Origin of the sequence: Pseudoalteromonas sp. 23_GOM-1509m (assembly GCF_000518425.1) — a bacterium.
In the GTDB taxonomy this organism is placed as follows: Bacteria; Pseudomonadota; Gammaproteobacteria; order Enterobacterales; family Alteromonadaceae; genus Pseudoalteromonas; species Pseudoalteromonas tetraodonis.
Window position 1 is genome coordinate 173,816 of record NZ_JADO01000008.1, and the last position, 26,691, is coordinate 200,506.

The window sequence follows — 26,691 nt, forward strand, 5'->3', positions numbered from 1 at the left end:
GGTTTTTTATTAGTTACTTAAAACATCCTTCTATTGAGTCTTTATCTATCTCTCAATACACCTGACTATTACCCTAATTAAGTCTTTTACATAAAAATGTCATAAAAATTCAATACTCTGTATGAATGTCACTTTTGAGATATGTTTATGCGTGTATCATTTTTTACCCGTCTTTTAGCTATTTTATTAACGTTAGCCAGTGTGTTGCTCGCTGCTACCTTGTTATGGGCAAGTCATACATTACTAAAAATTCAACAACAAGATATTGCTTATAGCCAATTAAAAAATACCATAATGGTCGATCTTGCTGGCCTTTTAGAAGACTACTTGGCACGAGGCAATAGCCAATACCTGACGCAATCTTCAGCTTTAATTGAACAACTTAAAGCGCAGCAGCTAACGGTACTTCCCTCTGAGTTAGAAGTGCGCCTTTCAACACAGCTATTTTCACTAAATAAAGACATTAACGGTAAATACAGAGCACTAGGAAAGCTCTCAGGTAACGAAACTGCGCTTTTAGACAATGCTCTGAGACAAATGGCGGGCTCAGCGTCATCGCTTATAAATTATGTACAAAAAGCATCAACTCAAAGTAGCCATGCTCTAAGCTACAATAAGTTGGCGAGTGATTATTATAGTGAAGTGGTTAATTTATCTTTATCGACCTATCAACTGCTAAATGATTACCAGCCTGAAATTGAAAAAAGCCTGCAACAAAGCGTAAAAAATTTAAACTTACTCGCTGCAAAAATTGCACATTTGCCTAATTTAGGAGTGATGACTGAGGTTGATGAATTTGCTTTATTTGTAGATGAGGAGCCAGAGGATTTGGCTGCTGATATAAAAGCGGAGTTGGTTAGTTGGCCTAAGCGCTATTTACGTGATTTAAGCAGTACTTTATCGCAAGCAAAGCAGCGTAATTCTGGAACGAATGAGTTACGTGAACAAATTAGCGTGTTATCAAAAACAGTGATTGAGGCAGAGCAAACATTAAAAGCGCAGCAAGATACCGTTAAACAACAAGTATTTTGGGTGTTTGGAATTGCAATAGGTGGTTTAGTAATATTAGCTTTTGGTGTTTATTGGGTGCAACGTAAACAGGTTTTACAGCCTTTGCGGCAACTACGAGATGGGTTTGCATTTTTAATCGAAAGTAATGAGTTAAAAAATATTACAGTGAATAATCCTAAAACAGAGGTTGGTGAAATAGCGCAGTATTTTAACCTGTTAATTGAGCGCCAGCGTCTGGAGGCGCAAGAAAGAGCGAGTATGCTTGGTGTCGTTAGTGACTTCATGGAGCAAATGAGTGAGCATTTAGAAAAAATAGGTACAAAAAGCGCGACTAGCTACGAACAAGTTGTTAAAAATGAAAGTTTACTAGTAAATATTCAACACATAGGTGAGCAGGTTAATCATATTAACGCTCAAGCTGCTGAAAATGCTCAAAGTACTTATGAGGCAATGCAGCAAAGTGTTGGTTTTGCTAAAAATATGCTTAATGCGAGTTCTGATACACAGCAACGTATTGAACAAGGTATGCACAGTGTGCAAGAGTTACTGAGCGGCGTACAAGGAGTGAGTAATATAATAACGGTTATTCGCACCATAGCTGAACAAACCAATTTATTAGCACTGAACGCTGCAATAGAATCAGCAAGAGCCGGTGAGCAAGGCCGAGGTTTTGCGGTGGTTGCTGATGAAGTAAGGCAATTAGCCATGCAAACCCAAGGTTCTTTAAAAGAGATTAACGATCAGCTGGCGTTATTAAGTGAGAACTCTCAAATGGTCTATTCACAAATTAATGCGTTAACTGAGGATGCACAGCTACAAACCGAAAATGCCCAAGAGCTTCAAGCAAACTCTGAAGGGGTCGCAAATAATGCTCAGCAGGCAAACACAGTTGCAGTTGAAGCAATGGAGCTTGCAAAACAGCAAAGCAATTTCCTTAGTGACTTTACCCAATCAATGCATAATATGAAAAGCCAAGTAAATGAGTCGAGTGAGTTGGTGTCTGATATTCGCTCGCAGCTAGAGCTGCAAATGGCAACAATTAGAAAGGGATTGGGTTTAGACAGTGATGCAGTTTAATCGCGGTATAAACTCGAAACCGTAAATATTAACCTGTATGCTAAAAGTCTACGTAATTACCCAAAGGATTTAACATGATTGAACAAGGTCAAACAATACCCGCAGTTTGTCTATCTAAGCTAACCGATGACGGTATGCAAACACTGACAAGCAATGAATTATTTGCAGATAAAAAAGTCGTGTTATTTGCAGTGCCAGGCGCTTTTACACCAACGTGTTCGAATGCTCATTTACCTGGATATATTAGCTTGGCTGATAAAATTAAGACCAAGGGAATTGACGCTATTTATTGTGTATCGGTAAACGATGCATTTGTGATGAAAGCGTGGGGTGAGTCACAAAATGCAGAGCATATAGATATGCTTGCAGACGGTGATGCTAGTTTTACTCGTGCTTTAGGGCTTGAAAAAGATACCGCAGGCTTTGGTGGAATACGCTCAAAACGATACGCGATGGTTGTTGATAATGGTGTTGTTACTGGTCTATTTGTAGAACAAGACAAAGAGTTTGTAATAAGCAGTGCTGAAGCTGTTTTAGCAACGCTTTAACACTGACGACTTTAATCAGAGAATAAAAAGCCGATACAGTGTATCGGCTTTTTTTATCTAAAGAGAGGATGTTTTATGGCTGGTATTGACCGCTTAGCGTTAAACCAGAGAATGTTTGATACGCATTAACACTTAAGTGCCATGTTCCCGCTTGAGGATTACTAAAAGTACAAGTTTCGGCGTTACCATTTTTATATGGACGACAATCATAGCTTGAGCTTGTTGGCTGGCTACCAAATTTTACAAATAAGTCTGCATCACCGGTGCCGCCTGACGTTGTAACAGTAAAGTTTGCCATACCCGCCGGTACATCTAGCGTGTAATGTTTCCACTGACCTGCATTTGCTGTGATATCAGACACTGTGCCACCACCTGCTTGAGGTGTGCCTGAACCACCACCTGTTGAACCACCCGTAATGTTACCGACTAAACTCACGCCACTGTAGGCTGAATAACCACGCAGCATTACATGGTAAGTGCCGGCTGTTGGACTATCAATAGAACATTCTTCACTGTTTCCACCTTTATATGGACGACAATCATAAGTGGTTGAGGTTGGTTTACTACCTGCACGTACATACAAGTCAGCATCCCCTGTGCCACCACTCATAGTGAAAGTAACATTGGTTGCACCACTTGGTACTGTCATAGTGTAAAAGTCTTGTGCACTTGCCGCACCGCTTAAACCGGTTTTGACTTCTCCATCAACAAGTTCGTTATCACCCGTTGTTGGTGGTGTACCACCAGATGCTGCAGCAACCGCAGCGGCCGCATCAACAATACCTGTACCACAGCTGGTACACGTGGCAGAGAATGGACGAGTGGTTGTTTTTAAAATACTTTCTATTTCATCAGGAGTCGCGTTTGGTTTTGCTTGTTTGATCAGTGCAGCAACCCCCGCAACATGAGGAGCCGCCATTGAGGTGCCTTGCGAAAAGCCATAACTGTCGCTTGATGGTGTTGTTGAACCTGAATTGTAAGTTGATAAAACACCTTCAGAATCATTGGCAAAGCTTTGCGCGCCACCCGGTGCTGCCACATCAATATTACTTCCGTAATTTGAGTAATAAGCGCGGCCACCATTACGGCCAACTGATGCAACATTAACAACACCATTACAGTTACCTGGGTTGTAGTTTGCAGAATTATCGTTATCGTTACCTGCAGCAATAACAACAACTGTGCCGTTGTTACGAGCGGTATTAATGGCATTTTGCGTGGTTGAACTACATGCACCCGCACCACCTAAACTCATGTTAATTACATCAGCAGGATTAGCATTTGCTGATGTACCCGATACATTACCACCTGAGGCCCAAATGATACCGTCAGCAATATCTGAGGTTAAACCGCCACATTTACCCAATACACGCACTGGTACTACTTTGGCGTCATAAGCAACACCAGCAACGCCTTCACCGTTATTCGTTACTGCAGCGACAGTGCCTGCAACGTGAGTACCATGCCAACTAGAGCCTTGTGCACCGTTATTACCACATTCACCAGCTGCAACCGCATCCCCTGGATCGCGAGCATCGTTGTCACGGCCATTGCCATCATTGGCGACTGATAGATTAGAGATCATATCGTAGCCTGGTAAAATATTAGCGTTTAAATCAGCGTGAGGGCGGTAGCCCGTATCAAGCACAGCGACAACCACACCACTGCCTGTTGCCGTATCCCAAGCTGTTGGTAAGTTAAGTCCACCGGCTTGCTCATAGTAATGCCATTGATCATCAAAACGCGGGTCATTTGGTGTCGCAAATGGTTTTAACATTTGATCGACTTCAATATATTCAACATTACCCGAATTAACCATTTCTTGCATGAACTGCTGAGCTTCTTCGGCGTTGAGTTTTTTATCGGCACGCATTACGTGATGGTTATTGAGTGCCATTGCGCGGACATACTTGGCTTTAACTTTGCCTTTTTTTGAGGTAAAGTTTTTTACAAAGCTTTGCGCTTTTTTATTCATCATTGCTGGTGATACATCAGCGGTTGAGGTACTCATCATATCGTTGTTATTCTTATATTTAATGATGAATTGAGTCTCAAAACCACCTTGATTTTGTAACTTAGCTGAGGTTTCTGCCATTGAAGGTGCGATTGCTTGCGCTGGGTTTGCCATGCTTGAGCTGGCAGCAAAGAGTGTACTTATTGTTAGCGCAACAGCGCATTTTTTGAATGAATTATTAGAAGTCATAATTACCCTTAGTTTTATTATTATTTGTGAAAATCCACAAAGCGGGTACAAAGGTAAATGATCTGTTAACTATTTTGAAATATTAAATACGTATGTATCTATTTCATTTAGTTATAACCGCGTATTTAGTGCGCTTTCAGTTGTTTTGTATTTGTTTTATTGATATTAACGATCCTAATGTATTAGATTTTTTTGGTGTTTTTTATCATTAATTAACTTTTATTGATAAATTAAAAACAATACAAAAGGGGTGTTGACCTTTGCGGGTTAAAACAAGCCTTGTAGGCTAAGTAACAAATCGAGCAAAGCTACCGCGCCCTGTTTACGCTCAAGATAAACACGTTCTGGCTATCTGGTTATTATTGAAACTTTGTTATAATTCACAAAAGTTTTTAAGAGATAACTAAATGACTCACGTTGATGTGATAGTGATTGGTGCCGGAGCCGCTGGTTTAATGTGTGCTGCACAAGCAGGGTATCGCGGCCGAAGCGTCACAGTACTTGATATGGGTAAAAAGCCAGGACGTAAAATTTTAATTAGTGGCGGTGGGCGTTGTAATTTTACCAATGAAAATGCAAGCCCTAGCAACTATTTATGCGCAAACCCCCATTTTGTAAAATCGTGCTTAAGTCGTTATACGCAGCACGACTTTGTAGAGCTTGTAGACCGACATGGTTTGGCATATCACCATAAGACACTCGGGCAATTATTTTGTGACAATAGCGCACAAGACATTGTTGATATTTTACTAACCGAGTGTGAGTGGGCGGGCGTTACTATTAAACTGCGCAGCGAAGTGTTAAATGTCGCTAAAACAGCTACCGGCTATAGTGTGACCACTGAACAAGAAACACTTACTTGTGAGTCGCTTGTGGTTGCATCGGGTGGGTTAACCATGCCTAAACTGGGTGCTACGCCAATCGGCTATAAAATTGCAGAGCAATTTGGCTTAAAGATATTGCCGACTATGGCTGCTCTAGTTCCCTTTACCTTACATCAGCACGATAAAGACCGTTTTGAAGGGCTTTCGGGTATTAGTATTCCTTGTGAAGTTGCAAGCGAAGATGGCACCGTATTTAAAGAGAATATTTTATTTACTCATCGTGGGCTATCTGGGCCTGCTATATTGCAAATAAGCTCGTTTTGGCGAGCAGGTCAGGCGGTAACGATCAATTTACTGCCTGAACTAGATTTAAAGCAACAGCTAGCTGATTGGCGAGAAACACAAGCGCAAAAATCGTTGAAAAATAGCCTCGCGACTATCCTACCTAAACGCTTTGTAGAAATACTCCACGACAGTAACGCCATTCCCGATTGTAATATTAATCAACTAACGCATGGCCAAATAGACGCGCTTGCTGATTATATTCATGCGTGGCAAATTAAACCAAATGGTACCGAGGGTTACAGAACCGCAGAGGTTACTTTAGGCGGCGTAGATACCGACGAGTTGAGCTCAAAGACATTTGAGGCTAAAAAAGCCAAAGGCTTATACTTTATTGGCGAAGTAACCGATGTAACGGGTTGGCTAGGAGGCTATAATTTCCAATACGCGTGGAGCTGTGGATTTGCCGCCGGGCAGTACGCGTAGTCGTTTTTAATCAATTATAAAATTTCGCTGCAAACAGCGTATTAACACGCCACTTCATCTTTGAGGTGGCGTTTATTCCTACTCTGTTTATAACTTAAGTTTTTAACTCGTCTGGGTAAGTTTATACTGCTGCATTTTGCTATTTGGTTTTTCGGGAATAGTCATTTCTATAATTCCAGCCTCAATGGCTGGCTTTAAGTAACGCTCTCTAAAATGTTTACGGTCTTTTAATCCAAGTAAATTTTGTAGCTCTTGTCGGTTTAGTGGCTTTTCGCTTTGGATAAATATATTTATTAAAGCGATGACTTGGGGGGCTTGTAAGTCTAAATTTATAGTCTCTTTAACTTGAGGGGTTTGTTGGGGGTTTTTGGTTTTTGTTATTGATTTTAAATCACTTTCTAATGACTTTAGTGCCGCTAATAATGCTTCCAATATATACTCAATAAACACGGATGAGTCACCGGACTTGGTACTAAGATTAATGCTTTCAAAATAATGTCGGCGAGTTATCGCTATAACATTGTTAATATTTATTAGTGAAAATAGCGAATGCCACTGCGATAATTGCAGGGTTTGCCACGTACACGCTATTTCAGTATTACCCTGTGCAAAAGGTTGAATAAACTGTAATTCATAATGGCATACTGCACTACTGATTAAAGGATGTTGCGCGGTTGTTTTAAACCAAGCAAATAACTCCTCTACCATTTGTGGTACTCGCATTGCTTGTGGAGCCATTTGCAAACCACTTTTTAACGCTAAACTTTGCTGCCTATAACTGCCCGATTTTTCACTCAGATCTTTGATTAAGCTTCGATGCAAGGCTAATAAGCTATCTGGGGTTGATAGGTCAGATGATATTGATTGAATATCAAGGTTATTGATTTGCAGGGAGGCGGTTTTTTGTTGCTTATAGTGCTCAAGCATTGCTGGCGAATATAAGGCACTGATTTTACCTAAAACTTCACTAATATTTACCATACTGTGAGTCATGCTAGCTGAAATAGAGAAGGGGGGAGTGGCGTTGCTCATTTTGGTATAGGGGTTATTCAAATCAGGGGGTTAAGAATACGCGAACTGAGTTTAAAAGTCAGTTTTAATGGGTTTTTAGTCTGGTTTTTTGTGCTGTTATTGGTTCTTTATAATTAGTTTGGTGTGTGTCGATACATTAATTGGCTATCTTACTTAGTTATAAGAGGCTAGCTGAAGCGACTATCGTTAGTTTATTGTCGCTAAAATAAACTGAATTACGACCATTATTTTTAGCTTCGTATAGTGCGCTATCGGCACGTTCTAACACGCTAATAACTGAATCATCAGAACTGATGGTAGCTACCCCTATGCTTATGGTTAGCTGAATGTTGGCAACAGGGTGTGTCGAAATATAGTCTTTTAACGCGTTTGCTTGTGCTAATGCATTGGTCAGTGAGGTGTTTGGCAAAATAATAGTAAACTCTTCTCCCCCCCAACGCGCAATTAATGAATGATTGGGCATGCTACTTTTAATTAGTTTAGCAAACTCAGCTAACACTTTATCACCGACTAAATGACCATAGGCGTCGTTTATTTTCTTAAAGTGATCAATGTCACAAATGAATAAGCAGTTTGTGGTTTTTGTTTCTTTGCTGCTGGTAATGACTTGCGACAATGCATAGTCAAATTTTTGCCTATTATAAAGCCCTGTGAGTTTATCTGTTTCAGCGAGATGTTGAATCTCTATATTACGGGTTGTTAAATGCGCATATGCAGAAAAACGTGTTTTTTCATAAAATCTGAAAATTAAGATATGGGCAATGCTGACCTCAATGATATTAAATAAAGAGCCCAGCCCGATAGTGACGGTTAGCTGTTGTTGCTTATAAGTTAGGTAAGCACAAATACAAAAAGCAATGGCGCTAAAAATGCTTCCCCAATTTCTACCCACTAAAAAAAACGCAAAAGGGGGAATAAGTGTTGCCCAAAATAAAGAGTGAGCAAGGCCACCGACAGAGATAACAAATGTCATTATTAAACTAACAACCATAAATGTAACCGCCCATGCCGCAGCACTTACATTTGCAGTTTTACTAAACCAGCCATAAATAGCTAATGATATAACTAAGCCTAATGCATCAATGGCGGCAATATCGTAACTGTGAAAGTAGAACAGGTTGAGTAGGGTTAAAACTAAAAAGTAGCAGGTTGCCGTTAATAATGAATGAGCAATTAAGCGTGTGCGCCAAAAGTCTTTATGATCTTTTGGATACTGTGGTAGTCCTTTGTACCAAAAATCTAGCATGCTCTACTTCTCTTAGACTGTGTCTTTTTATTGACTGATTATTACTCATAACCCGCTCATATAAAAGTACCGAGTAAATAACTACAAAAAGAAAGGGTTATCTAGCTTGCGCTATTTTTGTATGCAAAATACAGTTCTGCATTGCAGTGATAGCGAGTAGATCTTCAGCTAGAGATATGGCGGGCACATTATTACTTTGGACACTCTCTTTAAAGTGGTGATAGTTACATAGTTAAAAACCCCGATATCACGCAGTGCTATCGGGGGTTTTTAACTTCTAGTGGTTACTCTTCGATAAACGCTTCACCTTCTTTCATCCACTTAGCGGCCGGTTTGCCTTTAAGATAATGATCAAAGTACTGCATCATACGCACTGAAAAATCGACCTGATTAGGAAACTTTTTCAAGTGGTGTGGTTCACCTTCGTATTGTAAAAAGGTTGCATCTTTACCTGCGCGGCGAAGCGCTAAGTAATATTGCACGCCTTCATGCCATGGCACCGCATCATCTTTGTCGCCAAACATAATCAAAATAGGCGTGTTTACTTTATCGGCAAAAAATACCGGTGAGTTTTCAATATAAAGCTCAGGTGCTTCAAATAAATTTTTACCAATACGGCTTTGCCCTGTTTCGTATTGAAATTGGCGTGCAAGTCCAGATTTTAAGCGAATGCCACTGTAAGCACTGGTCATGTTAGACACTGGCGCGCCCGATACCACTGCTTTAAACATATCAGTTTGGGTGATCATAAATGCACTTTGATAACCCGCCCAAGAGTGGCCTTGTAAACCTATTTTATCTGGGTCGGCAATGCCTAAATCAATCAGCTTTTGGGTGGCGTTGATCATGGTTTGAGTTGAGGATTTACCAGGGTGACCTATTTCAAAGCGAATGTCAGGTAAAAAAATGGCGTAGCCATTTGATGTAAACATCGGGAAATTAGGGCGATGATTTAATTCCATTTTTGGAAAGTCATACATGCGCTGGCTCATGTAGCGGTAAAAGTACACCACAACAGGCACTTTATCGCCTTTTTTGTAGCCGGCAGGCTTGATTAATACCCCTTTTAAATCTTCACCATCAAAGCCTTTATAGCTAATGAGTTCAGGTGCTTGTCCCCAAGCAAAGTTGCTTATCTGAGGGTTAAGGTTAGTTACGCGTTGTGGTTGTTTAAAGTTAGAGTCTGTTTGATAAATGTCTGGAAATTGCTGATAGGTTTGCTCAGTAAATAAGTATTTATCGGCATGTTTGGCCTTTTTAATTACATCAAAGCGCTTATTACCTGTAAGTAATTCAGTGACTTCAAGAGTTGCTAAATTAAGTTTTGCCACTTCACTTTGCTTGCTTTGTAAATTAATTGCAGAAAGCAGGAGCGTATCATTGTTGTTAAAGGCTACTTGGTTTTTATCAAGTTTGATCACTCTGTATTGCGTGTTACTTTTTTTACCATTAGTTAAGCGTTTAGCTTGCTTGGTATTGACGTTAAATGACCAAATATCGTATTTGCTGTAAACCAGTATTTCGCTGCTATCGTTAAGCCAGCCTGCAAAACCATAACCAGGCTGCTTGGATGGATAGTCGTGTTTGTCATCGGCAAACGTGGCGTTAATCGCCTTGCTGAGTACGCTCACTTTGTTATTACCTAAGTTTTTAAGCTGTACTTGGTTATTATCAAAGTAAGCAGCAAACTGCCCATTAGGCGCAAGGCTCGGCCTAAATGGATAGTCTTTAATGATAGGAGTTTGTTTACCCGTGTTTATATCAACAGCAAAGTAGTCAGCAAAAAAACCGCCGTACATTACTTTTTCAAGATGCGCTAAATTTGAGTAGCCTAACAATGAATTGGCACGCTCAGTATTAAGCGCCAGCTCAGGCATATTTGGGGTGCTTAACTGAACGACTTGCTGTGAGTTTACATGGTATACCGCAGTGTAATGACGATTTTTATTATTTTCATTCCATTGCTGTTCTTCGCGCGGTTTTATTTGTGCATCATTGTTGTGCCATACATTTAGCCCTTTATGGTCGCGAATTACCTCAAAGTCATACAGTGATGACTCATCTGTGTATTCTTTTTGTTTAACTTTTGCAGCGAGTTTTGGGCGGTTTTCAAAGTATAAACGTGTACCATCTTCGGCCCAAGTTAATGTCGCGGTTTTGCCCATTAACCATTCTGGGTTAGGTGATTGCACAGTGGTTAGCGTGTCGTTTTGCCACAGCGTTAATTCGTAATGACGACGACGCTTATCATCGTTTACATAGTTGCCTAAGGTAAACGCAACGGTTTTTTCGATTGGGTGCCACGCTATTTTGCTAGCAACCACACCAGGCTCATCAATTAATACGGTGCTGGTAAAATTATCGAGTGAAAATAAGGTAATTTGATTATTGCCGCCATCCACATAGCTTTGACTCACCAATAGCTGATCGCTGGTGGCACTAATGCCATAGGTAAAGGCACTTTCAAGAGTATGAGTGCGCTTATCACTTAAGTTAACGATAATCAGCGGATAGCTTTTATCTTTTTTGTCGGCAGTGATAGCGCTATCACTATTGGAAGTTTTATCATCGTCGTCAGTGGTTTCATTTTTACGATAGGCCAGCCACTGGCCGTTATTAGCTAGCACGTAATCTTTTACATCATTAAAGCTTTGCTGCTCACCGGTTTGGGTATTCACTAATACTAAGTTATTTTTTAAGTCACTTTTTTTCTTAGTGGTTTCTTTTTCAAGCAGAGTAGGCACCTGCGTAAATGCGACCCAGTTTGCCATTTTGCTAATGGTAGGACGGGTTCCTCGTTCCACCTCAGCAATAAGCTTATTGCTATTGAGTGAGTAGACTTGCCCTGTAGCATTCCCACGATAAGGGGTTGCACTTAAAGAGAGGATTTGACCATTTTCAGAAAGCTGCGTGCCTTTTGCAGATTTAAAATCAAATACATCTTTAAATTCTAGAGGCTTATTAGCTAAAGCACTGGCGCTCGTTAAGCTGGTAATAAGTGCACAGCCTACAAGAGTGAGTTGTGTTTTCATTATAGATTCTCGTTTTTTAACATTATTTTATTGTAACGAGTTTTAATAACAATTCGAGTAGATACGACAAGTGGTAGCAGGGCAGAGATGAGAGGTTAAAAATATAAGGTAAAAGGTAAAAGGTAAAAGGTAAAAGGTAAAACTTTCGGGCTACGGGATGCGAGGTGCTAAGTATCCGTAAAAAGTTAGGGAAGCGGAAGTTTAATTGTGGTTTTCAATTTTTTTACTTTCAGCTCTGTGTTCAAATTTATTTTTAAGTCTAATTTATAAAAAGAACACAGAGTTTATGTGGAATAGATTATAAGAAATGGCTAAATAGTTTAATTTAATAACCTTGCTAGCAAAATTAACTAAAACCTTATAACCAAATTTTTTGAAGCTCTGGCCATTGTTTTTCAAATTGCTCGCTAGGTCGTGCACTAAAATTACTGCGCACAAATTGGTTCATTTTACCCTCAACGTAGGCAAGTAAAAAGTTAGCTAGCGTCAGTTCATCACTTTGAAAGTTTTTACCTTCACGTAATTTACGCTCTCTAAGAATCTGTTTGAATTGGGTTTCTAGCTTTTCAAACAAGCCTTGTACACGCTCACGAAGTCGCTCTTGTTCACCCTGTAGAGCATCGCCTGTTAATATACGGGTTATGCCTGGGTTTTTTTCGGCAAACGTTAGCAGCAGTAATAGGGTGTTGTATACACGTGCTTTACTTTCTTTCTCGTTATCTAAAATAAGATTAATACGTGATAGCAGCGTGTCTTCAATAAATTCAATTAACCCTTCAAACATGCGCGCTTTACTAGGGAAGTGGCGATAAAGAGCGGCTTCAGATACGCCAACTTCTGCGGCAAGTTTGGCTGTTGTAATACGCTGGCCTGGGCTGGTTTCTAACATTTGTGCGAGTGCTTGCAGTATTTGCTCTTTGCGATTACTTTTTTTTGTCGCAGGCATGAACATTCCTTTTTAATAGTTATTTTTTTTCAACATAAATGTGCGATAACACAGCTTTTTGCCAAGTGTTACAGCGCGCAATACTCAATGGGGTGTTTTTGCACGTATTACAGCGATACATTAGTAATGCGCAAGCGTTAAGCTATTTTAGCGCAGTAAAATTACACTAAAAGGTCACAAGGCGTCATCATGTTAATGTTTTATTCAGTTTGTTTCCAGCCTTTTTATAATCGTTTGGCGAGCTGCTCGATCACTTTAACCGCTATTTCTATTTTACTGGTTTCAGGTAAGTCGAGTTGTTCATTTTGCCAATACAGGGTGAGTGCGTTGCGCTCAGAATTAAAGCCTACATCACTGTGCGATACATCGTTGGCACAAATCATATCGAGGTTTTTATTGGTTAGTTTCCCCTTTGCGTAATTAGCAACGTTCTGCGTTTCTGCGGCGAAGCCGACGGTGTAAGGGCGGTTTTGTGTGAGGTTTGCAACCGCGGCTATTACATCTGGGTTTTTAACTAAGCTAAGAGTGAGTTCATCGCCTTGTTTTTTCATTTTTTGCGTGGCGATACTTGCTGCACGATAATCGGCCACAGCGGCACAACCAATAAAGGCATCTGAGTGAGGCGCATATTTGAGTGACTCATGCAGTAACTGTTCAGCACTTTCTATATTAATTAAATTAACGCCTTGCGGTGCTGTAATAGTTACTGGGCCTGAAATTAAGTTCACGTGTGCGCCAAATAATAACGCAGCTTGCGCCAGTGCATAGCCCATTTTTCCAGAGCTGTGATTTGATATAAAACGAACAGGATCGAGAGGTTCACGGGTTGGGCCTGCGGTAATAGTAATGGTTTTACCTGCTAAGAGTTGTGGTTGCGCAGGTTCAGTGCATAAGCTCACTAATTCATGCGGTTCAAGCATTCGCCCAGCACCTACATCGCCACAGGCTTGCTCGCCTTTGCCTGGCCCCCATATAGCAACGTTACGTGCTTTTAAAGTGGCTAAATTAGCTTGCGTTGCAGGGTGAGCATACATTTGCTGATTCATAGCTGGTGCTATGGCAACTTTTGCGGGGGTTGCAAGTAATAAAGTCGTGAGCAAGTCGTCAGCAATCCCTGCGGCCATTTTCGCAATAATATTGCTAGTGGCAGGGGCAACTAAAATTAAATCAGCCCATTTTGCAAATTCAATGTGCCCCATAGCGGCTTCGGCTGAAGGGTCTAGTAATGAGTCAGATACCATTTCACCACTTACTGCTTGCATGGTTAGCGGGGTGATAAAATGTTTTGCTGATTCGGTCATTACTACTTTAACGTCACAACCATGGTCTTTTAAGCGTCTTACGAGTTCAGCACATTTATAGGCTGCAATTCCACCGCTAATACCCAGCACTATTTTTTTATTTGTTAAATTAATCATGGTTGTTCATCAATTTTATAAAATATGGTGGCTAAAATAACAAATCTTGAGCGTGACAGCTAAGATAAAATGCGTTTTATCGCGCTAATTTTTGATTTTGCATTACAGTTATACAGTACAGTAATCTTTCAAGGATGAATCATGCAATTAACTTCACTGCCTAATTCGCTCCGCCCGCGAGAAAAACTGCTAGAAAAGGGCGCAAAGGCACTCTCTGATGCTGAACTATTAGCTATATTTTTGCGCACGGGCCTACCCGGCATGAATGCCATAGAGTTGGCGCAGCATCTGATCAACGAAAATAAAACCCTGCATAATTTGTTTAATGCCAGTATGGATGAGTTTTGTGCGCAAAAAGGCTTGGGAATGGCTAAATATGTTCAGCTACAAGCAGTACTTGAACTAAGCCAGCGATACATGCAAGAGGGCTTTGTGCGCGACGCCGTTTTTAACTCCCCACAAGCCGTTTATGACTATTTAACGCTGCAAATGCGTGGATTGCAGCAAGAGGTATTTATGGTGTTGTACCTTGATAGTCAAAATCGTTTATTAAAAGATGAAATATTATTTTACGGCACAATTAATGCGGCCAGTGTATATCCGCGTGAAGTGGTAAAGGCGGCACTGAAAAATAATGCGGCGGCGGTTATTTTTTCACATAATCACCCCAGTGGTATTGCAGAACCGAGTCAGGCCGATAAGCTCATTACCAATAAGTTGTGCCAAGCACTGCAATTAGTCGACATAAATGTGTTGGATCATATTATTATTGGTGGTGAAAGCAGTGTTTCGTTTGCCGAACGGGGACTGATTTGAGTTTATCGCTTCAGATATGTGCTAAAAATGAGCGGTTTAGTGCGTTTTGGCAAATTAGTTTAATTTAAATGCAGTTTTTACTTTCCCTAAGGGCATTCGATCTTTATAATTAGCCGCTATCAAATTTACACATGAGCTGGTTGGATAAGATCAGTATTTGATCTTTGCCTGTAAAAGCTGTATAAAGAGCGCCCTTCGATTTATCTCTAGGGCACAAATACATGGCCTTAGGGAAAATTAAGCTCGAGCGAAGTTATTGGAGATATATAGACATGTCTAAAGTATGTCAAGTTACAGGTAAGCGTCCAGCGGTTGGTAACCACCGTTCACACGCGAGAAACGCGACTAAACGTCGTTTCCTACCTAACCTACAAACACACCGTTTTTGGGTTGAAAGTGAAAAACGTTTTGTAACATTACGCACTACTACTAAAGGTATGCGTATTATCGATAAAAAAGGCATTGACACGGTTCTTACTGAAATCCGTGCTCGTGGCGAAAAAGTTTAAGGAACTGAATTATGCGCGATAAGATCCGTTTAGTTTCAACTGCTGGTACTGGTTTTTTCTACACTACCGACAAGAACAAGCGTAACATGCCTGAAAAAATGGAAATCAAAAAATTCGATCCTAAGGCTCGTAAACATGTGATTTTCAAAGAAGCTAAAATCAAGTAATTTAGTTTTCTTTCAGAAATGTAAAAACCCAGCTTATGCTGGGTTTTTTGTTTTTAAAATCTGCTCTATCATCCACCGAAACCATATCACCGTAATGATACCCATTGAATTAAATCGCTAATTAGCTTTTGTTAAGCACCACGAATTATTCCGTAGATAATGGCATCAGTTGTTTATAACTAAAAAACATAAATAGTATGAGTGTTAAATGACTTTACGGGCTAAGTTGTTTGGTGTTGTTGATTTAGAGTGCGGATGAGCTGTTTAAGTATGCCTGAAGAGGAAGAAGGAGGCTTTACGCTGACTTACTAGGGTATGAGCTGTAAGTAGCTCTAAGGCTACTTACAGCGCGATATTTATACTTTAAAGTTCTCTACTGATATTCTTAGTTCTTCGGCTAATTTAGCCACTTCTGAACTTGAAATATTCGTTTGTACAGCGCCTTCTGCTGTTTGCTCGGCAATAGCAACAATAGATTCTAAGCGCTCACTGATCTCTTGTGATACTTGTTGTTGCTCTTGTGCTGCTGTTGATATCTCTTCACTGACATTATGCGCTTGTGATACTGCAAGGGTAATTGAATCCAGTGCACTGTTGGCTAAGTCACTTTGCTCAACACACGAAACCGCGCGTTCTTTACCTTTTTCCATAGCTTTAACCGCTTCTTCAGCGCCCGACTGTAGTGACTCAATCATAGATTGAATTTCTTGGGTCGACTCTTGTGTTTTACTTGCAAGTGATCTTACTTCATCAGCTACCACAGCAAAGCCTCTGCCGTACTCTCCGGCACGAGCGGCTTCAATCGCTGCATTAAGTGCGAGTAAGTTAGTTTGCTCGGCAATACCGCGAATAACATCTAAAATACTACCAATTGATGCGCTATCTTTGTGTAGTTTATTGATAACACTTGATGCTTCGTCTACCTCGTAGGCGAGTTGCTCAATGGTTGCTTTATTTTGATTTGAAATACCTTTAACGCGCTCCGCTTCTTTATCGGCATTTTTAATTTCGCTCAGTGCTTGTTGCGCACTATTACTCACTGTTTGTGATGTGCTGCTCATTTCAGTGGTTGCGGTTGCTGCTTGCTCTACTTGCGCTTGCTGATTACTGATTGCTTTGCTTGATTCACCGGTAATTGTTGAGGTTTGCTCAGAAGCGGCTGCAAGTTGTGTTGAACGTGAAATAATACCGGTGATTAAGCTACGTAAGCTATCAATTAAGGTATTACAACTTTTCGATAACTCACCAAATTCATCTTTTGCGCTGTCATCTAAGCGTTGAGTCATATCACCACTGGCAACAATATCTAGAATACGATTTACTTCCGCTAATGGCTTAGTAATACGGTTAACCGTAATGATGGCTACAAGCACAGCGATAATAGTCGCAATGATCATACCTATCCATGTCCATAAATTAGCTGAGTTTACGTCACTACGTACGCCTTCTTGTAATGTAAATGCAACGCCACTGGCTTGTAATACTAATTCGTCAATTTGGCTAAGCGCTGTTTTAGTCGCTTTTTCAGACTCTGCTAATTCACGCTCGGTTGTGCTTATTGCGTCAATAAGGCGTTTTTTATTCGCTGAAAGGCTATCGTTACCTAGAATATTGCTCTCTAGGGTATCTACATAACCCTTTAAGTCATTAAACAAGCTGCTGTGACTTTGCTCTATCGCCGGCTTTATTAATGAAACGGTACGAACGACTTCTTCAAAGTAATACACTTGCTCGTTTTTGATAATATCGAGCGTGTTAAGCGTTTTAACGGTTAGCATGTCGGTGCTGCTGGTAACCACGGACATAAAGTTATTTTCTAGATTATTAGCTGCTTGATAAGCGCGTGGATGATTATCCTCTAAACCATCAATATCAATAATATCAAGTACCATAGAGTTAGCATCTTCTGCCGCGAGCTCAACGGTTTCTAGTTGCGCTTTGAGCTTTTTGTTAAGCACTAGCTGGGTGTTTTTATCTTTAAGCAGGCTGTTTATGATATTTGAAAAGCTCTGGTAGGTTTTTTCAACTTCAAGGCTGCTTTTGTTTAGCTGTGGATCGTCTTTAACAACTTGTTGTAGTTCGCGGTGCAATTTATTAAATATTTGTTTTTGCTCTTCTATTTGCGCTTTTAACGTGGCGAGTTCTTGAGCCGATGTTATATGGAAACTAGCTTGAGCGGCTTTACTCATCAAAATAAATTCTGCTTGTAACTGAGCGCTCTTGTTTAATGCAGGAAGCGATAGCTGATTAACTTTTTGAGTTGAACGATCTATATTTGCTATTTTTATTAAAGAGTTACCGCCAATAATTAAAAGTAATAAAGTGATAAATATAAAACCACCCCAAATACGTTGACTCACTGTTAGATTCATATGGTTTTCCATTCAAAAATACGTCTATTAAAACTTATCGGCGCTTTCAACAATAAGTTAAGTAATTAAAAATAATTAATTTTTACTGTTAATAGTTAGTTGCTAAATTTACCGCAAAACTTAATTACAAACTAAGTCTTTTATTAAAGATAAAAAATAATTTAGGCAATAACACTCGTTTACTGTCTATGTTTAACTCAATTATAAGAGCATTGCTATTTTTTACACATTATTGTGAATGTTTTGTAATTATACAATTTAACATCCACTCTTAAACTTAACAGATGTATTAACTTTTTTCAGTTTATTTAGACAAAAGTTGTGATTTTTCTGAAAATTTTTGCTTACTTTGCAGTTCTATTAGTGTCATTGAGCCACCCCATACGCAACCCGTGTCTAGAGCATAAAGGTGGTTGTAGGGCGTTTTGCCTTCAAGTGCTGCCCAGTGTCCAAAAATTAGGTCATGTTGAGCGTTCATAATGGCAGGATGAGAAAACCAAGGAATTAGTGATGATGAATTTGTTGTTGCTTCTTTTGCATTAAAATCGAGCAAATTATCAGGCGTAATAAAGCGCATGCGAGTGAAATAATTAACGATGTAACGAAATTTAGCAGCATCATCAAGTTGCTCACTCCATTTTAGCGGGTGAGGCTGATACATGTTTTTTAAGAAGAACTTAGCGTTATCAGCACCATAGCATTGCTGCGCAAATTGAGCGTGCTTAATGGCTTGCTCGCACGACCAATCAGGGTTAAGGCCTGCATGAGAAATAAAACAATTATATTGTTCTAAATAAAGCGCTAAAGGCTGAGTTTGTAAAAACGCGATGTAGTGGGGCAGTTTACTACTGTTAAACAGTGCAGTGAGTTTGTCTTTGGGGTTAGGTGTAACGTTATTTAAATAACAGGCAATCATGTGTAAGTCATGATTGCCTAATGTGACGCTAACGCTGTCTTGATGTTGATAAATATAATCAAGGCACGCTTTAGAGTCTGGGCCGCGAGCGACAATATCACCCACTAAATATAAGTGATCTTTGCTAGGGTTAAAGTCGACTTGCTTTAACAATAAACTAAATTCGTCAAAGCAGCCTTGTAAATCACCTATTGCGTAGTCGGCCATTGTTACCTGTTTTTATCAGTGTAGGATATTAGGGCAGGCTAAGCGGAATACGTTTATGGGTGCTTTAAATTCAGCACCAAACTCGTTACGTAAAGTGTAATGTCCCTGCATGGTGCCTACCGGTGTATCTATTATTGCACCACTGGTGTATTTGTAGCTTTCACCTGGGGCTATATCTGGGGTATCACCCACCACACCTTCGCCTTGCACTTCTACTTCTTTGCCATTGGCATCAGTAATTAGCCAATAACGGCTAAGTAGCTTTGCACTGCATAAACTGTGGTTTTTTATAGTAACGGAGTAGGCGAACACAAACTTATCTAGTTCAGGTTGCGATTGCTCTTCTACATAAAACGTTTCAACAGATACCTTTACAGGTGATCCTATATTACTGCTTGTTGTCATAAATCCAGTTAGCTATATCAATAAATTGTTGTAACGACAGGCTCTCAGCTCGCAAAGTAATATCAATGCCAATGCTGGTTAATTCGTCAGCGGTTAGAAGGTTGCCAAGGCTGTTACGCAACGTTTTACGGCGCTGATTAAACGCTTCTAAACAAACGGTGTTTAATATTTTAACGCTTTTAGCGGTACGCTGCTGTGCCTTTTTAGGGATTAAGCGAATAACCGCAGAATCGACTTTAGGTGCCGGTTTAAAGCATTCAGGCGGTACCTCTACCACAGGCATCGCATGACAATAATACTGAGTCATCACACTCAAGCGACCAAAGGTTTTACTACCAGGGCCTGCTACCATGCGCTTTACCACTTCTTTTTGCAGCATAAAGTGCATGTGCTCAATATGATCGGCAAATTCAAACAGGTGAAACAACAAAGGCGTTGAAATGTTGTACGGCAGGTTGCCGAATACTTTTAGTTTTTTGTCATCTTTAACTAGGCTTGCAAAATCAAACTTCATTGCATCGCCTTGGTTTACGGTTAATTTTGGCCCTAAAAATGGGTGTTCAATTAAACGCTGGGCTAAATCTTTATCTAGCTCAACAACCGTTAAATGGCCACTTAAATCGGCAACAGGCTCGGTAATAGCGCCTAGACCTGGGCCAATTTCTACTAAATTATCTTGTGGTTTAGGATCGATAGCGGTGACGATTTTGTCGATGATTGACTCATCGAATAAAAAGTTTTGGCCAAAACGTTTACGGGCGCGGTGTCCTAAGTGTACTTTATCGGTCATTGATTCTGTGCTTTTTCATGGGCGAGCTTAATTGCTTCGCGGATCGCTAATTCAAAACTGCCAACATCAGCATCGCCTGTACCGGCTAAATCAAGCGCAGTACCGTGATCGACTGAGGTGCGAATAAATGGAAGGCCGAGAGTTATATTCACTGACTTACCAAATCCTTTGTATTTTAGCACAGGTAATCCCTGATCGTGATACATAGCCAGCACTGCATCGGCTTCATTTAGGTATTTATCTTGAAATAACGTATCTGCTGGTAAAGGTCCGATTAAGTTCATCCCCTCAGCTCTTAGTAGGTCGAGCGTAGGCGTAATCGTGTCGATTTCTTCGCGGCCTAAATGACCATCTTCACCGGCATGTGGGTTTAAGCCACAGACTAAAATACGTGGTTGCTCAATGCCAAATTTAGTTTTCAAGTCATGATTAAGAATATTAGCCACTTTAACTAGTCGCTCTTGCGTAATAGCACGAGAGACATAAGCAAGCGGAATATGTGTGGTTACTAGTGCAACACGCAAACCTTCAGTGGCTAATAACATAACCACATCGGCTGTACCTGATTGCTGAGCAAAGTACTCAGTATGGCCACTAAAAGAAATGCCGGCTTGGTTAATAATACCTTTATGAACAGGCCCCGTAACAACGGCATCAAATGTGCCATCCATATTCTTTTCGCTGGCAATACGTAATGTATCTAACACGTATTGCCCATTGGCGTCATTAAGCACGCCAAGCTCAACGGGCTCTGCTAAATCAATTTGCTTAATATATAAGCTGCCAGCCGCTGTTGGCATTGCTTTGGCTTGTTCATCAAATTCAATTAATTCAATGTTTAAACCCAAATGCTTAGCGCGTTGTTTTAGTAGCGATGCATCTGCAATCGCTACTAGTTGCGCATCCCAGCTGTGTTGTGCCAGTTTTAATAGCAAGTCTGGGCCAATGCCTGCAGGTTCTCCGGGGGTTACCGCAATTCTTAAGGTCATAATTATTCGTCTATTGGGAAAATTTCAACATGGGCTTGTTCGCGCATTTCTTGCTGCCAGTTAAAGCTTTCCTCTTTAAATTTACGATTAAACAACATGCCATGTGCACGATTACGTTTTGCTTGCTCGGTTTTATCGGCAACGCGTGTATCTAATAATTGTACAATGTGCCAGCCAAATTGTGTTCTAAATGGTTCGCTTATCTCGTTTTGATCAAGTGATAGTAACGTATCTCTAAACGCAGGCACATAGGTGGTTGGATCAGTCCAATCGTATTGACCGCCTTTAAGTGCTGAACCGGGGTCTTGTGAGTATTCTTTAGCAAGTTCTGCAAAGTCAGCATCGCCGGCGCGTAAATCTTTAACAAAGCCTGCTAGCATAGTGCGTGCTTTTTCTTCACTTAAAATGATTGAAGGCTTTATAAGAATATGGCGAGATTTAACTTCAGTGGTTTCTACTACTTGGCGGCCACGTACGTCTTGCACTTTAATGATGTGGAAACCTGCACCTGAACGAAGTGGACCAATAATCGCATCTTTCTTTTTACCTTTTACAGCTTCTGCAAATAACGATGGCATTTCGTTAATGCCCATCCAGCCTAATTGGCCGCCCTCAAGCGCTTTTGAGCCGCTTGATGATGAAATGGCAATACGCTTAAATTCTTGGCCGTCTTGCAGCAGTTCAATAACTTTGTCTGCGCGTGTTTTTGCTGAGCTAACGTCTTCTGCAGCAGCACCACTTGGAATATCGATAAGTATGTGACCAATATCGTATTCTTCGGCATTTTGGCCTTGGCTATCCATAATTTTTAGTAAGTTATCAATTTCTTGGTCGCTTACATATATACGGCGGTCTACGTTTGCACGTGTAACTTGTTGCGTGGTTATCTCTTTACGAATTTCTTCGCGGTAAGCTTGAAAACTCTCACCCGACGCTTCAATAGTACGACGCAAATCAGCAATTGTACCGCCTTGCTCTTTAGCCATGTTGGCAAGTGTTTGGTCAAGCTGGCTATCTGAAATTTCTAAGCCCATGCGCTCAGCCATCTGCATCATCAAGGTTTGATTTACTAAACGCTCAATCGCCTGAACACGAAGTGTTTCGTCTTTTGGCAGCTGTTGGTTTTGTTCTTCTGCTTGTTTTTTTACGCGATCAACAATGGTGTCTACTTCACTTTTTAAAATAACGCCTTGGTTTACAATACCAATTACTTTGTCTATTTCGACAGGGGCGGCAAATGCACTTTGGCATAAGCTGAACGTTAAAACTGCTGATGTTAATAATTTTTTTAAATTCATATTCTTTTTACTACTCTTACTAATAGTACTGTTGTAATGCTAAATACGGCTAAATTAATATAGTTATTTGTAAATTTTTACTATAAATAAAGCAGTTTAGTCATTAAGAAAATACGGCCTACGATAACCAAAAATACCTTGTTGTAATAATTTTTGAGCATCGTAACGGCTTTTACTACCAAGCCCTTTTAATACAAAATTCAAACGAATGCTCGAATCAAAAGTGGCTTGGGGTTGCCCAATTGACTGATTTAAATCAGTTTCAATTTGGCGATGGCCAGTAATTTGGAACGCCCAACAGCACGATTCATACTGTAATCCACTAAATACTTCAATACTGCGGTTATTATCAAGATCGCGATGGTAACTTGCAATAAATTGCCACTCGTCACTGATAGGGATGCTTGTAAATAAGCCCGCTTGCTCGATTGTATTTCCTGAGACATCATTTGCATAGCGATGGTTCAATTGAACCAGCTGATTATCGTCACCTTTATAGTCTAAGGTTAAATTTGACTGGATAATTTGCTTGCCATCCGTGTCGTACTGAATACCACCCGATAAATACCAGCGGCGGTGCCAATGTAACATGGTTTGCGCTGCAAACAAGGCATTGTAGTTACTATCGCTATTAAGCCCTTGCTCTGTAGGCTTGGCTGAATCACTTAAATAAAATATTTGGCCTGCGCTGAAGTTAAATACTTCTTCATTTTTCTTATCAAATAAACGCGTTGTAGCCCCTAGCGTAAATTGATTAGCTGCGGCAATTCGGTCAACACTTGAAAAACGCGCATCCCTGAATAAACCAAAAAAGTCATCTTGTAACTTAGTGGTATCGTATAAGCCAATGTCAGACTGATCTTTATTAGGCGTATATAAATACTGAATTTGTGGCTCTAGAGTTTGAATACCATCGTCGATAAAAATTGAGGTGTCGCGCTCAAAGTTAAGCTGAGAATATAAGCGCACTTTTGGCAAAGTACGCGAAACATTATCGCTATACTGTGTACCCTGTAAATCACCGTCCTGTTTATAGTTAGTTTGCAATAAGCTCACTTCAGATAAAAACGACCATGCATACTCTTTGTAATCAAAGCGTGCTTTAGGCTCTATATGCACACGAGTGGCTTGGTCAATTACCGCAGAGCTGTTAGTAAAATGGCTCAGCTCGCCTGAAACACTAAAATCGAAATAATCAATTTTCCACGGGGTGGTTTGGGTAAAGCTAATCTGTGGTAAGGCTGTATATGACTCTAAGTGGTCACCGAGTACTTCAAAGTTTTGCACTTTTATATCAGTACGCCACATTTCGCCCATATGAGTTAGCGAGCCGGTGCGATAAAGCTGCGTATCGGTTTTACTGGCATAAGCGGAGTTTAAATCAGTGAGGTAGTTGTCATCACTAACATTGGTAATATCAATACTGGCTCGCCAGTCTTCACCAATATAACTTTTTTGTTGCCAATGAAACAAAAAGCGCTCGTTAAGCTCAGGCTCTGAGTCATCTTTATTTAAATATTCTACAGCCACTAAACCTTGGTGCTCTGGGGTTAAATATCTAAATTCAGTTTGTAATTGTAGCCCCTTACGTGACATATAACGCGGGGTAATAGTGGCATCATAATTAGGGGCAATATTCCAATAATAAGGCGTAATCGTTTCTAACCCATAGCGATCTGAACTTGAAAAGCTGGGCGTTAATAAGCCTGACTTACGGCGCTCATCGAGTGGGAAAGTAAAATAAGGTAAATAGAGTACCGGCGTATCTAAAATACGTAGCACGGCATTGTAGGTTTCGCCCCAGCCTTCTTCACGTGATAAGTTTATTTCATCGGCTTCAATAGCCCACACAGGCGTATTACCTGGGCACGCAGTAAAGCTTGCATTCATCAGCATTAAGCCAGACTTATCGATGGTGAGCTTTTCCGCGCCGCCTTTGCCTTGTTGTTGTGTTAGGCTGTATTGTGCGCCTAATAAACTAAATGCTGAGTTATTTAAATCGGCATTTAAGCCCGAACTTTGTACGTGGCTTACATAATCGCGATAGGTAATTGGGCCAGTGGCATTAAGCAGGCCACGTTGTTTATCAATCAGTGCTGATTGTGCGGACAAACTCATGTTAACGGTGTTAATATCAACATTGCCAGTAAATTCAGCGCTTTGTGTGCCTAAAAGCTCAACGTCATCAGCGCTGATATCAACCGTTCCAAGCTCAAGGCCAGCAAGCGGTTGCCAAGCTCTGGTTTGCATTGAAGTGCCACAAAAATTGTGTGTCAGTTCAGTTTCGGCAAGCGATGGTGCGCTCAGTACGCTTAGCATCAAAATGCCCCAGGTTTTGCTCATTTATCGACCTTTATGCTCTGTGATTAGTTACAAGCTATACATAATAAAGGAAAACAATGGCAAAGTAATTAGTGAAAAATAGATAGCTTATAAAATGACACGCTTTGAGAGTTTACAACAGTTTATTAATACTCACTTTGGTGAGCAATCCTATGCGCTTAATGCAATAACTGCAGATGCCAGTTTTCGCCGTTATTATAGGTTAAACGCTGAAAATAAAAACTTTGTTGTGATGGACTCCGATCCAAAAAAAGTTAACAACGTCCCTTATATTGCATTAAACAAGGTGTTTTCTGAGCAGGGGTTTTTATTACCATCCATTATTCATAGTGACGAGCAGCAAGGTTTTTTTATTCTAAGTGATTTAGGTAGCACTCATTTAGCTGACTTGCTTGATGATGCGAATCGCAGCGAGTATTACCAGCAACTGATCAGTTTAAGTGCCAAGTGGGCAAAAACTCCAGCCGCGCCGTCAATGAATCCGTATGACCGTGATTTTATTGCACTTGAACTGGATATTTTTAAAAATTGGCTGGTTAATGATTTTATTAGCGCAGAGCTCAGCGCTGAGCAGCAACAGACTTGGCAAACAAGCACAGCGCTGCTAATAAATACACTGCTTGAGCAACCCACAGTCACAATGCACCGGGATTATCACAGTCGTAATATTATGCGCTGCGAGCAGCAATGGGCGATTATTGATTATCAAGACGCGGTACAAGGCCCATTATGTTACGACTTAGTCTCACTTTTAAGAGACTGCTACTTTAAATTGCCTAAAGACGAGCTGAATCATTTACTTGAGTTTGGTTACGACGAATTTAAACGCCAAGGTTTAATAACTAACGAGTCATTTGCAGAATTTAAATATTGGTTTGATTTAACGGGTTTACAACGCCATTTAAAAGCGGCGGGTATTTTTTGTCGTTTATATTTGCGTGATGGTAAACAAGGTTACTTAGCAAACATACTCCCTACACTTGAATACGTAATAGAGGTGGCGGCACAATACCCTGAGCTTAGCGACTTATCGGCTTTGATAAAAACTAGCGTGATGCAAAAGGTGCAACAGCGGTTAAAAGAGGAACAACCATGAAGGCGATGATATTAGCCGCTGGGCGCGGTAAACGTATGATGCCGCTCACCGCAGAGTTACCTAAGCCTATGTTATGTGTAGCGGGAAAACCACTGATTGAGCATCATATTATGCGCCTAAAGGCTGCAGGTATTACTCAAATAATAATTAACCTTGCGTGGCAAGGAGATAAAATAAAAACCTATTTTGCTGATGGGCGCGCGTGGGGCGTGACTATAACCTATAGCCAAGAAGTGACGGGCGGGCTTGAAACCGCAGGCGGTATTATTCAAGCACTTCCCTTATTAGGGGAGTCATTTATTGTGATTAATGGCGATGTTTACAGCGACTATGATGTCAGTGCATTAATGCAGCTACATTTACAGCCTAAAGAGGCGCACATTGTATTGGTTGAAAACCCTGCGCATAATCCTGATGGCGATTTTACACTGAGCCACTTACCGACAAGTAGCCAGCGGTATACCTTTTCAGGGATAGGGCGCTATCAAGCTGATTTTTTTGAGGGGCTAGCCCCAAGCATTCGGCCATTAGGCCCTTTGCTACGTGAAAAATTAAATGAACATTTAGTCTCCACTGAACTCTATATTGGCCAATGGGACGATGTAGGCACACCAGAGCGCTTATCGGCTCTTAACCAACAACTAGCGCCATAAGCTAAATATAAAACATTAGAGGTAA

At 40.5% G+C, this 26,691-nt stretch carries 21 protein-coding genes; 8 read left to right on the forward strand and 13 right to left on the reverse strand.

The features are described from left to right. The first annotated feature begins 147 nt into the window (after positions 1–147). Entirely contained in the window at positions 148–2,088 is a 1,941-nt protein-coding gene (locus N523_RS0100805) for a methyl-accepting chemotaxis protein (RefSeq protein WP_028835615.1), read from the forward strand. Positions 2,089–2,162: 74 nt separating this feature from the next. Further along, entirely contained in the window at positions 2,163–2,636 is a 474-nt protein-coding gene (locus tag N523_RS0100810; protein ID WP_028835616.1) for a peroxiredoxin, read from the forward strand. A gap of 73 nt (positions 2,637–2,709) precedes the next feature. Here the strand turns inward: N523_RS0100810 and N523_RS0100815 are convergent, their stop codons facing one another. Next, positions 2,710–4,839: a S8 family peptidase gene (locus N523_RS0100815; RefSeq protein WP_028835617.1), complete on the reverse strand. Its 2,130-nt coding sequence runs from the start codon at positions 4,837–4,839 to the stop codon at positions 2,710–2,712. 407 nt (positions 4,840–5,246) lie between these two features. Here N523_RS0100815 and N523_RS0100820 point away from each other — a divergent pair, with 407 nt between their 5' ends. After that, the gene (locus N523_RS0100820) at positions 5,247–6,431 is read left to right on the forward strand and encodes an NAD(P)/FAD-dependent oxidoreductase (RefSeq protein WP_028835618.1); all 1,185 of its coding nucleotides are present in this window, start codon (positions 5,247–5,249) and stop codon (positions 6,429–6,431) included. 102 nt (positions 6,432–6,533) lie between these two features. Here the strand turns inward: N523_RS0100820 and N523_RS0100825 are convergent, their stop codons facing one another. From N523_RS0100825 to coaBC, 5 genes are all read right to left on the reverse strand, one after another. Next, positions 6,534–7,424 carry a Fic family protein gene (locus N523_RS0100825; protein WP_028835619.1) on the reverse strand — a complete coding sequence of 297 codons (891 nt, stop codon included), beginning with the start codon at positions 7,422–7,424 and terminating at the stop codon, positions 6,534–6,536. 196 nt (positions 7,425–7,620) lie between these two features. Beyond that, entirely contained in the window at positions 7,621–8,709 is a 1,089-nt protein-coding gene (locus tag N523_RS0100830) for a GGDEF domain-containing protein (protein ID WP_024601749.1), read from the reverse strand. 284 nt (positions 8,710–8,993) lie between these two features. Continuing rightward, positions 8,994–11,741, reverse strand: a complete 2,748-nt coding sequence (locus N523_RS0100835; protein ID WP_028835620.1) for a S9 family peptidase — start codon at positions 11,739–11,741, stop codon at positions 8,994–8,996. A gap of 358 nt (positions 11,742–12,099) precedes the next feature. Further along, positions 12,100–12,687, reverse strand: coding sequence for a nucleoid occlusion factor SlmA (slmA, locus tag N523_RS0100840; protein WP_008113236.1), 588 nt, complete (start codon positions 12,685–12,687; stop codon positions 12,100–12,102). Between the two features lie 224 nt (positions 12,688–12,911). Continuing rightward, a complete protein-coding gene (gene coaBC / locus N523_RS0100845; RefSeq protein ID WP_028835621.1) occupies positions 12,912–14,105 on the reverse strand; it encodes a bifunctional phosphopantothenoylcysteine decarboxylase/phosphopantothenate--cysteine ligase CoaBC in 1,194 nt (397 codons plus the stop codon). A 141-nt stretch (positions 14,106–14,246) separates the two neighbouring features. Between coaBC and radC the strand changes: the two genes are divergently transcribed. The 3 genes from radC to rpmG all read left to right on the forward strand — a co-directional run bounded on the left by radC (position 14,247) and on the right by rpmG (position 15,597). Beyond that, positions 14,247–14,921 (forward strand): RadC family protein, encoded by a 675-nt coding sequence (gene radC / locus N523_RS0100850; protein WP_013465906.1) that lies wholly within the window; start codon positions 14,247–14,249, stop codon positions 14,919–14,921. A gap of 272 nt (positions 14,922–15,193) precedes the next feature. Then, positions 15,194–15,430, forward strand: a complete 237-nt coding sequence (rpmB, locus tag N523_RS0100855; protein WP_008464111.1) for a 50S ribosomal protein L28 — start codon at positions 15,194–15,196, stop codon at positions 15,428–15,430. 11 nt (positions 15,431–15,441) lie between these two features. Then, positions 15,442–15,597: a 50S ribosomal protein L33 gene (gene rpmG / locus N523_RS0100860; RefSeq protein WP_004587947.1), complete on the forward strand. Its 156-nt coding sequence runs from the start codon at positions 15,442–15,444 to the stop codon at positions 15,595–15,597. Positions 15,598–15,953: 356 nt separating this feature from the next. On the opposite strand, the gene N523_RS0100865 is transcribed toward rpmG, so the two are convergent. From N523_RS0100865 to lptD, 7 genes are all read right to left on the reverse strand, one after another. Next, entirely contained in the window at positions 15,954–17,969 is a 2,016-nt protein-coding gene (locus tag N523_RS0100865; protein ID WP_013465904.1) for a methyl-accepting chemotaxis protein, read from the reverse strand. 304 nt (positions 17,970–18,273) lie between these two features. Further along, positions 18,274–19,092 carry a symmetrical bis(5'-nucleosyl)-tetraphosphatase gene (locus tag N523_RS0100870; protein ID WP_028835622.1) on the reverse strand — a complete coding sequence of 273 codons (819 nt, stop codon included), beginning with the start codon at positions 19,090–19,092 and terminating at the stop codon, positions 18,274–18,276. 15 nt (positions 19,093–19,107) lie between these two features. Continuing rightward, entirely contained in the window at positions 19,108–19,497 is a 390-nt protein-coding gene (apaG, locus tag N523_RS0100875) for a Co2+/Mg2+ efflux protein ApaG (RefSeq protein ID WP_028835623.1), read from the reverse strand. Continuing rightward, complete coding sequence (gene rsmA / locus N523_RS0100880; RefSeq protein ID WP_008113221.1) at positions 19,481–20,287, reverse strand: 16S rRNA (adenine(1518)-N(6)/adenine(1519)-N(6))-dimethyltransferase RsmA; 807 nt, start codon at positions 20,285–20,287, stop codon at positions 19,481–19,483. The genes apaG and rsmA overlap by 17 nt, the downstream gene beginning before the upstream one ends. Continuing rightward, positions 20,284–21,276, reverse strand: coding sequence for a 4-hydroxythreonine-4-phosphate dehydrogenase PdxA (pdxA, locus tag N523_RS0100885; protein WP_028835624.1), 993 nt, complete (start codon positions 21,274–21,276; stop codon positions 20,284–20,286). The genes rsmA and pdxA overlap by 4 nt, the downstream gene beginning before the upstream one ends. 2 nt (positions 21,277–21,278) lie before the next feature. Beyond that, positions 21,279–22,574, reverse strand: coding sequence for a peptidylprolyl isomerase SurA (surA, locus tag N523_RS0100890; RefSeq protein WP_028835625.1), 1,296 nt, complete (start codon positions 22,572–22,574; stop codon positions 21,279–21,281). 96 nt (positions 22,575–22,670) lie between these two features. Continuing rightward, positions 22,671–24,917: an LPS assembly protein LptD gene (gene lptD, locus N523_RS0100895; RefSeq protein ID WP_008464121.1), complete on the reverse strand. Its 2,247-nt coding sequence runs from the start codon at positions 24,915–24,917 to the stop codon at positions 22,671–22,673. Positions 24,918–25,011: 94 nt separating this feature from the next. Here lptD and N523_RS0100900 point away from each other — a divergent pair, with 94 nt between their 5' ends. Both N523_RS0100900 and murU read left to right on the forward strand, forming a co-directional pair. Further along, positions 25,012–26,013, forward strand: coding sequence for an aminoglycoside phosphotransferase family protein (locus tag N523_RS0100900; protein WP_028835626.1), 1,002 nt, complete (start codon positions 25,012–25,014; stop codon positions 26,011–26,013). Continuing rightward, positions 26,010–26,666: an N-acetylmuramate alpha-1-phosphate uridylyltransferase MurU gene (gene murU / locus N523_RS0100905; RefSeq protein ID WP_028835627.1), complete on the forward strand. Its 657-nt coding sequence runs from the start codon at positions 26,010–26,012 to the stop codon at positions 26,664–26,666. The genes N523_RS0100900 and murU overlap by 4 nt, the downstream gene beginning before the upstream one ends. Positions 26,667–26,691: the final 25 nt, after the last annotated feature.

Excerpts from the sequence above, each read along its gene's own strand:
- N523_RS0100805 (WP_028835615.1), top strand. The coding sequence starts at position 148 with ATGCGTGTATCATTTTTTACCCGTCTTTTAGCTATTTTATTAACGTTA.
- N523_RS0100810 (WP_028835616.1), top strand. The coding sequence starts at position 2,163 with ATGATTGAACAAGGTCAAACAATACCCGCAGTTTGTCTATCTAAGCTA.
- N523_RS0100815 (WP_028835617.1), bottom strand. The coding sequence starts at position 4,839 with ATGACTTCTAATAATTCATTCAAAAAATGCGCTGTTGCGCTAACAATA.
- N523_RS0100820 (WP_028835618.1), top strand. The coding sequence starts at position 5,247 with ATGACTCACGTTGATGTGATAGTGATTGGTGCCGGAGCCGCTGGTTTA.
- N523_RS0100825 (WP_028835619.1), bottom strand. The coding sequence starts at position 7,424 with ATGACTCACAGTATGGTAAATATTAGTGAAGTTTTAGGTAAAATCAGT.
- N523_RS0100830 (WP_024601749.1), bottom strand. The coding sequence starts at position 8,709 with ATGCTAGATTTTTGGTACAAAGGACTACCACAGTATCCAAAAGATCAT.
- N523_RS0100835 (WP_028835620.1), bottom strand. The coding sequence starts at position 11,741 with ATGAAAACACAACTCACTCTTGTAGGCTGTGCACTTATTACCAGCTTA.
- slmA (WP_008113236.1), bottom strand. The coding sequence starts at position 12,687 with ATGCCTGCGACAAAAAAAAGTAATCGCAAAGAGCAAATACTGCAAGCA.
- coaBC (WP_028835621.1), bottom strand. The coding sequence starts at position 14,105 with ATGATTAATTTAACAAATAAAAAAATAGTGCTGGGTATTAGCGGTGGA.
- radC (WP_013465906.1), top strand. The coding sequence starts at position 14,247 with ATGCAATTAACTTCACTGCCTAATTCGCTCCGCCCGCGAGAAAAACTG.
- rpmB (WP_008464111.1), top strand. The coding sequence starts at position 15,194 with ATGTCTAAAGTATGTCAAGTTACAGGTAAGCGTCCAGCGGTTGGTAAC.
- rpmG (WP_004587947.1), top strand. The coding sequence starts at position 15,442 with ATGCGCGATAAGATCCGTTTAGTTTCAACTGCTGGTACTGGTTTTTTC.
- N523_RS0100865 (WP_013465904.1), bottom strand. The coding sequence starts at position 17,969 with ATGAATCTAACAGTGAGTCAACGTATTTGGGGTGGTTTTATATTTATC.
- N523_RS0100870 (WP_028835622.1), bottom strand. The coding sequence starts at position 19,092 with ATGGCCGACTACGCAATAGGTGATTTACAAGGCTGCTTTGACGAATTT.
- apaG (WP_028835623.1), bottom strand. The coding sequence starts at position 19,497 with ATGACAACAAGCAGTAATATAGGATCACCTGTAAAGGTATCTGTTGAA.
- rsmA (WP_008113221.1), bottom strand. The coding sequence starts at position 20,287 with ATGACCGATAAAGTACACTTAGGACACCGCGCCCGTAAACGTTTTGGC.
- pdxA (WP_028835624.1), bottom strand. The coding sequence starts at position 21,276 with ATGACCTTAAGAATTGCGGTAACCCCCGGAGAACCTGCAGGCATTGGC.
- surA (WP_028835625.1), bottom strand. The coding sequence starts at position 22,574 with ATGAATTTAAAAAAATTATTAACATCAGCAGTTTTAACGTTCAGCTTA.
- lptD (WP_008464121.1), bottom strand. The coding sequence starts at position 24,917 with ATGAGCAAAACCTGGGGCATTTTGATGCTAAGCGTACTGAGCGCACCA.
- N523_RS0100900 (WP_028835626.1), top strand. The coding sequence starts at position 25,012 with ATGACACGCTTTGAGAGTTTACAACAGTTTATTAATACTCACTTTGGT.
- murU (WP_028835627.1), top strand. The coding sequence starts at position 26,010 with ATGAAGGCGATGATATTAGCCGCTGGGCGCGGTAAACGTATGATGCCG.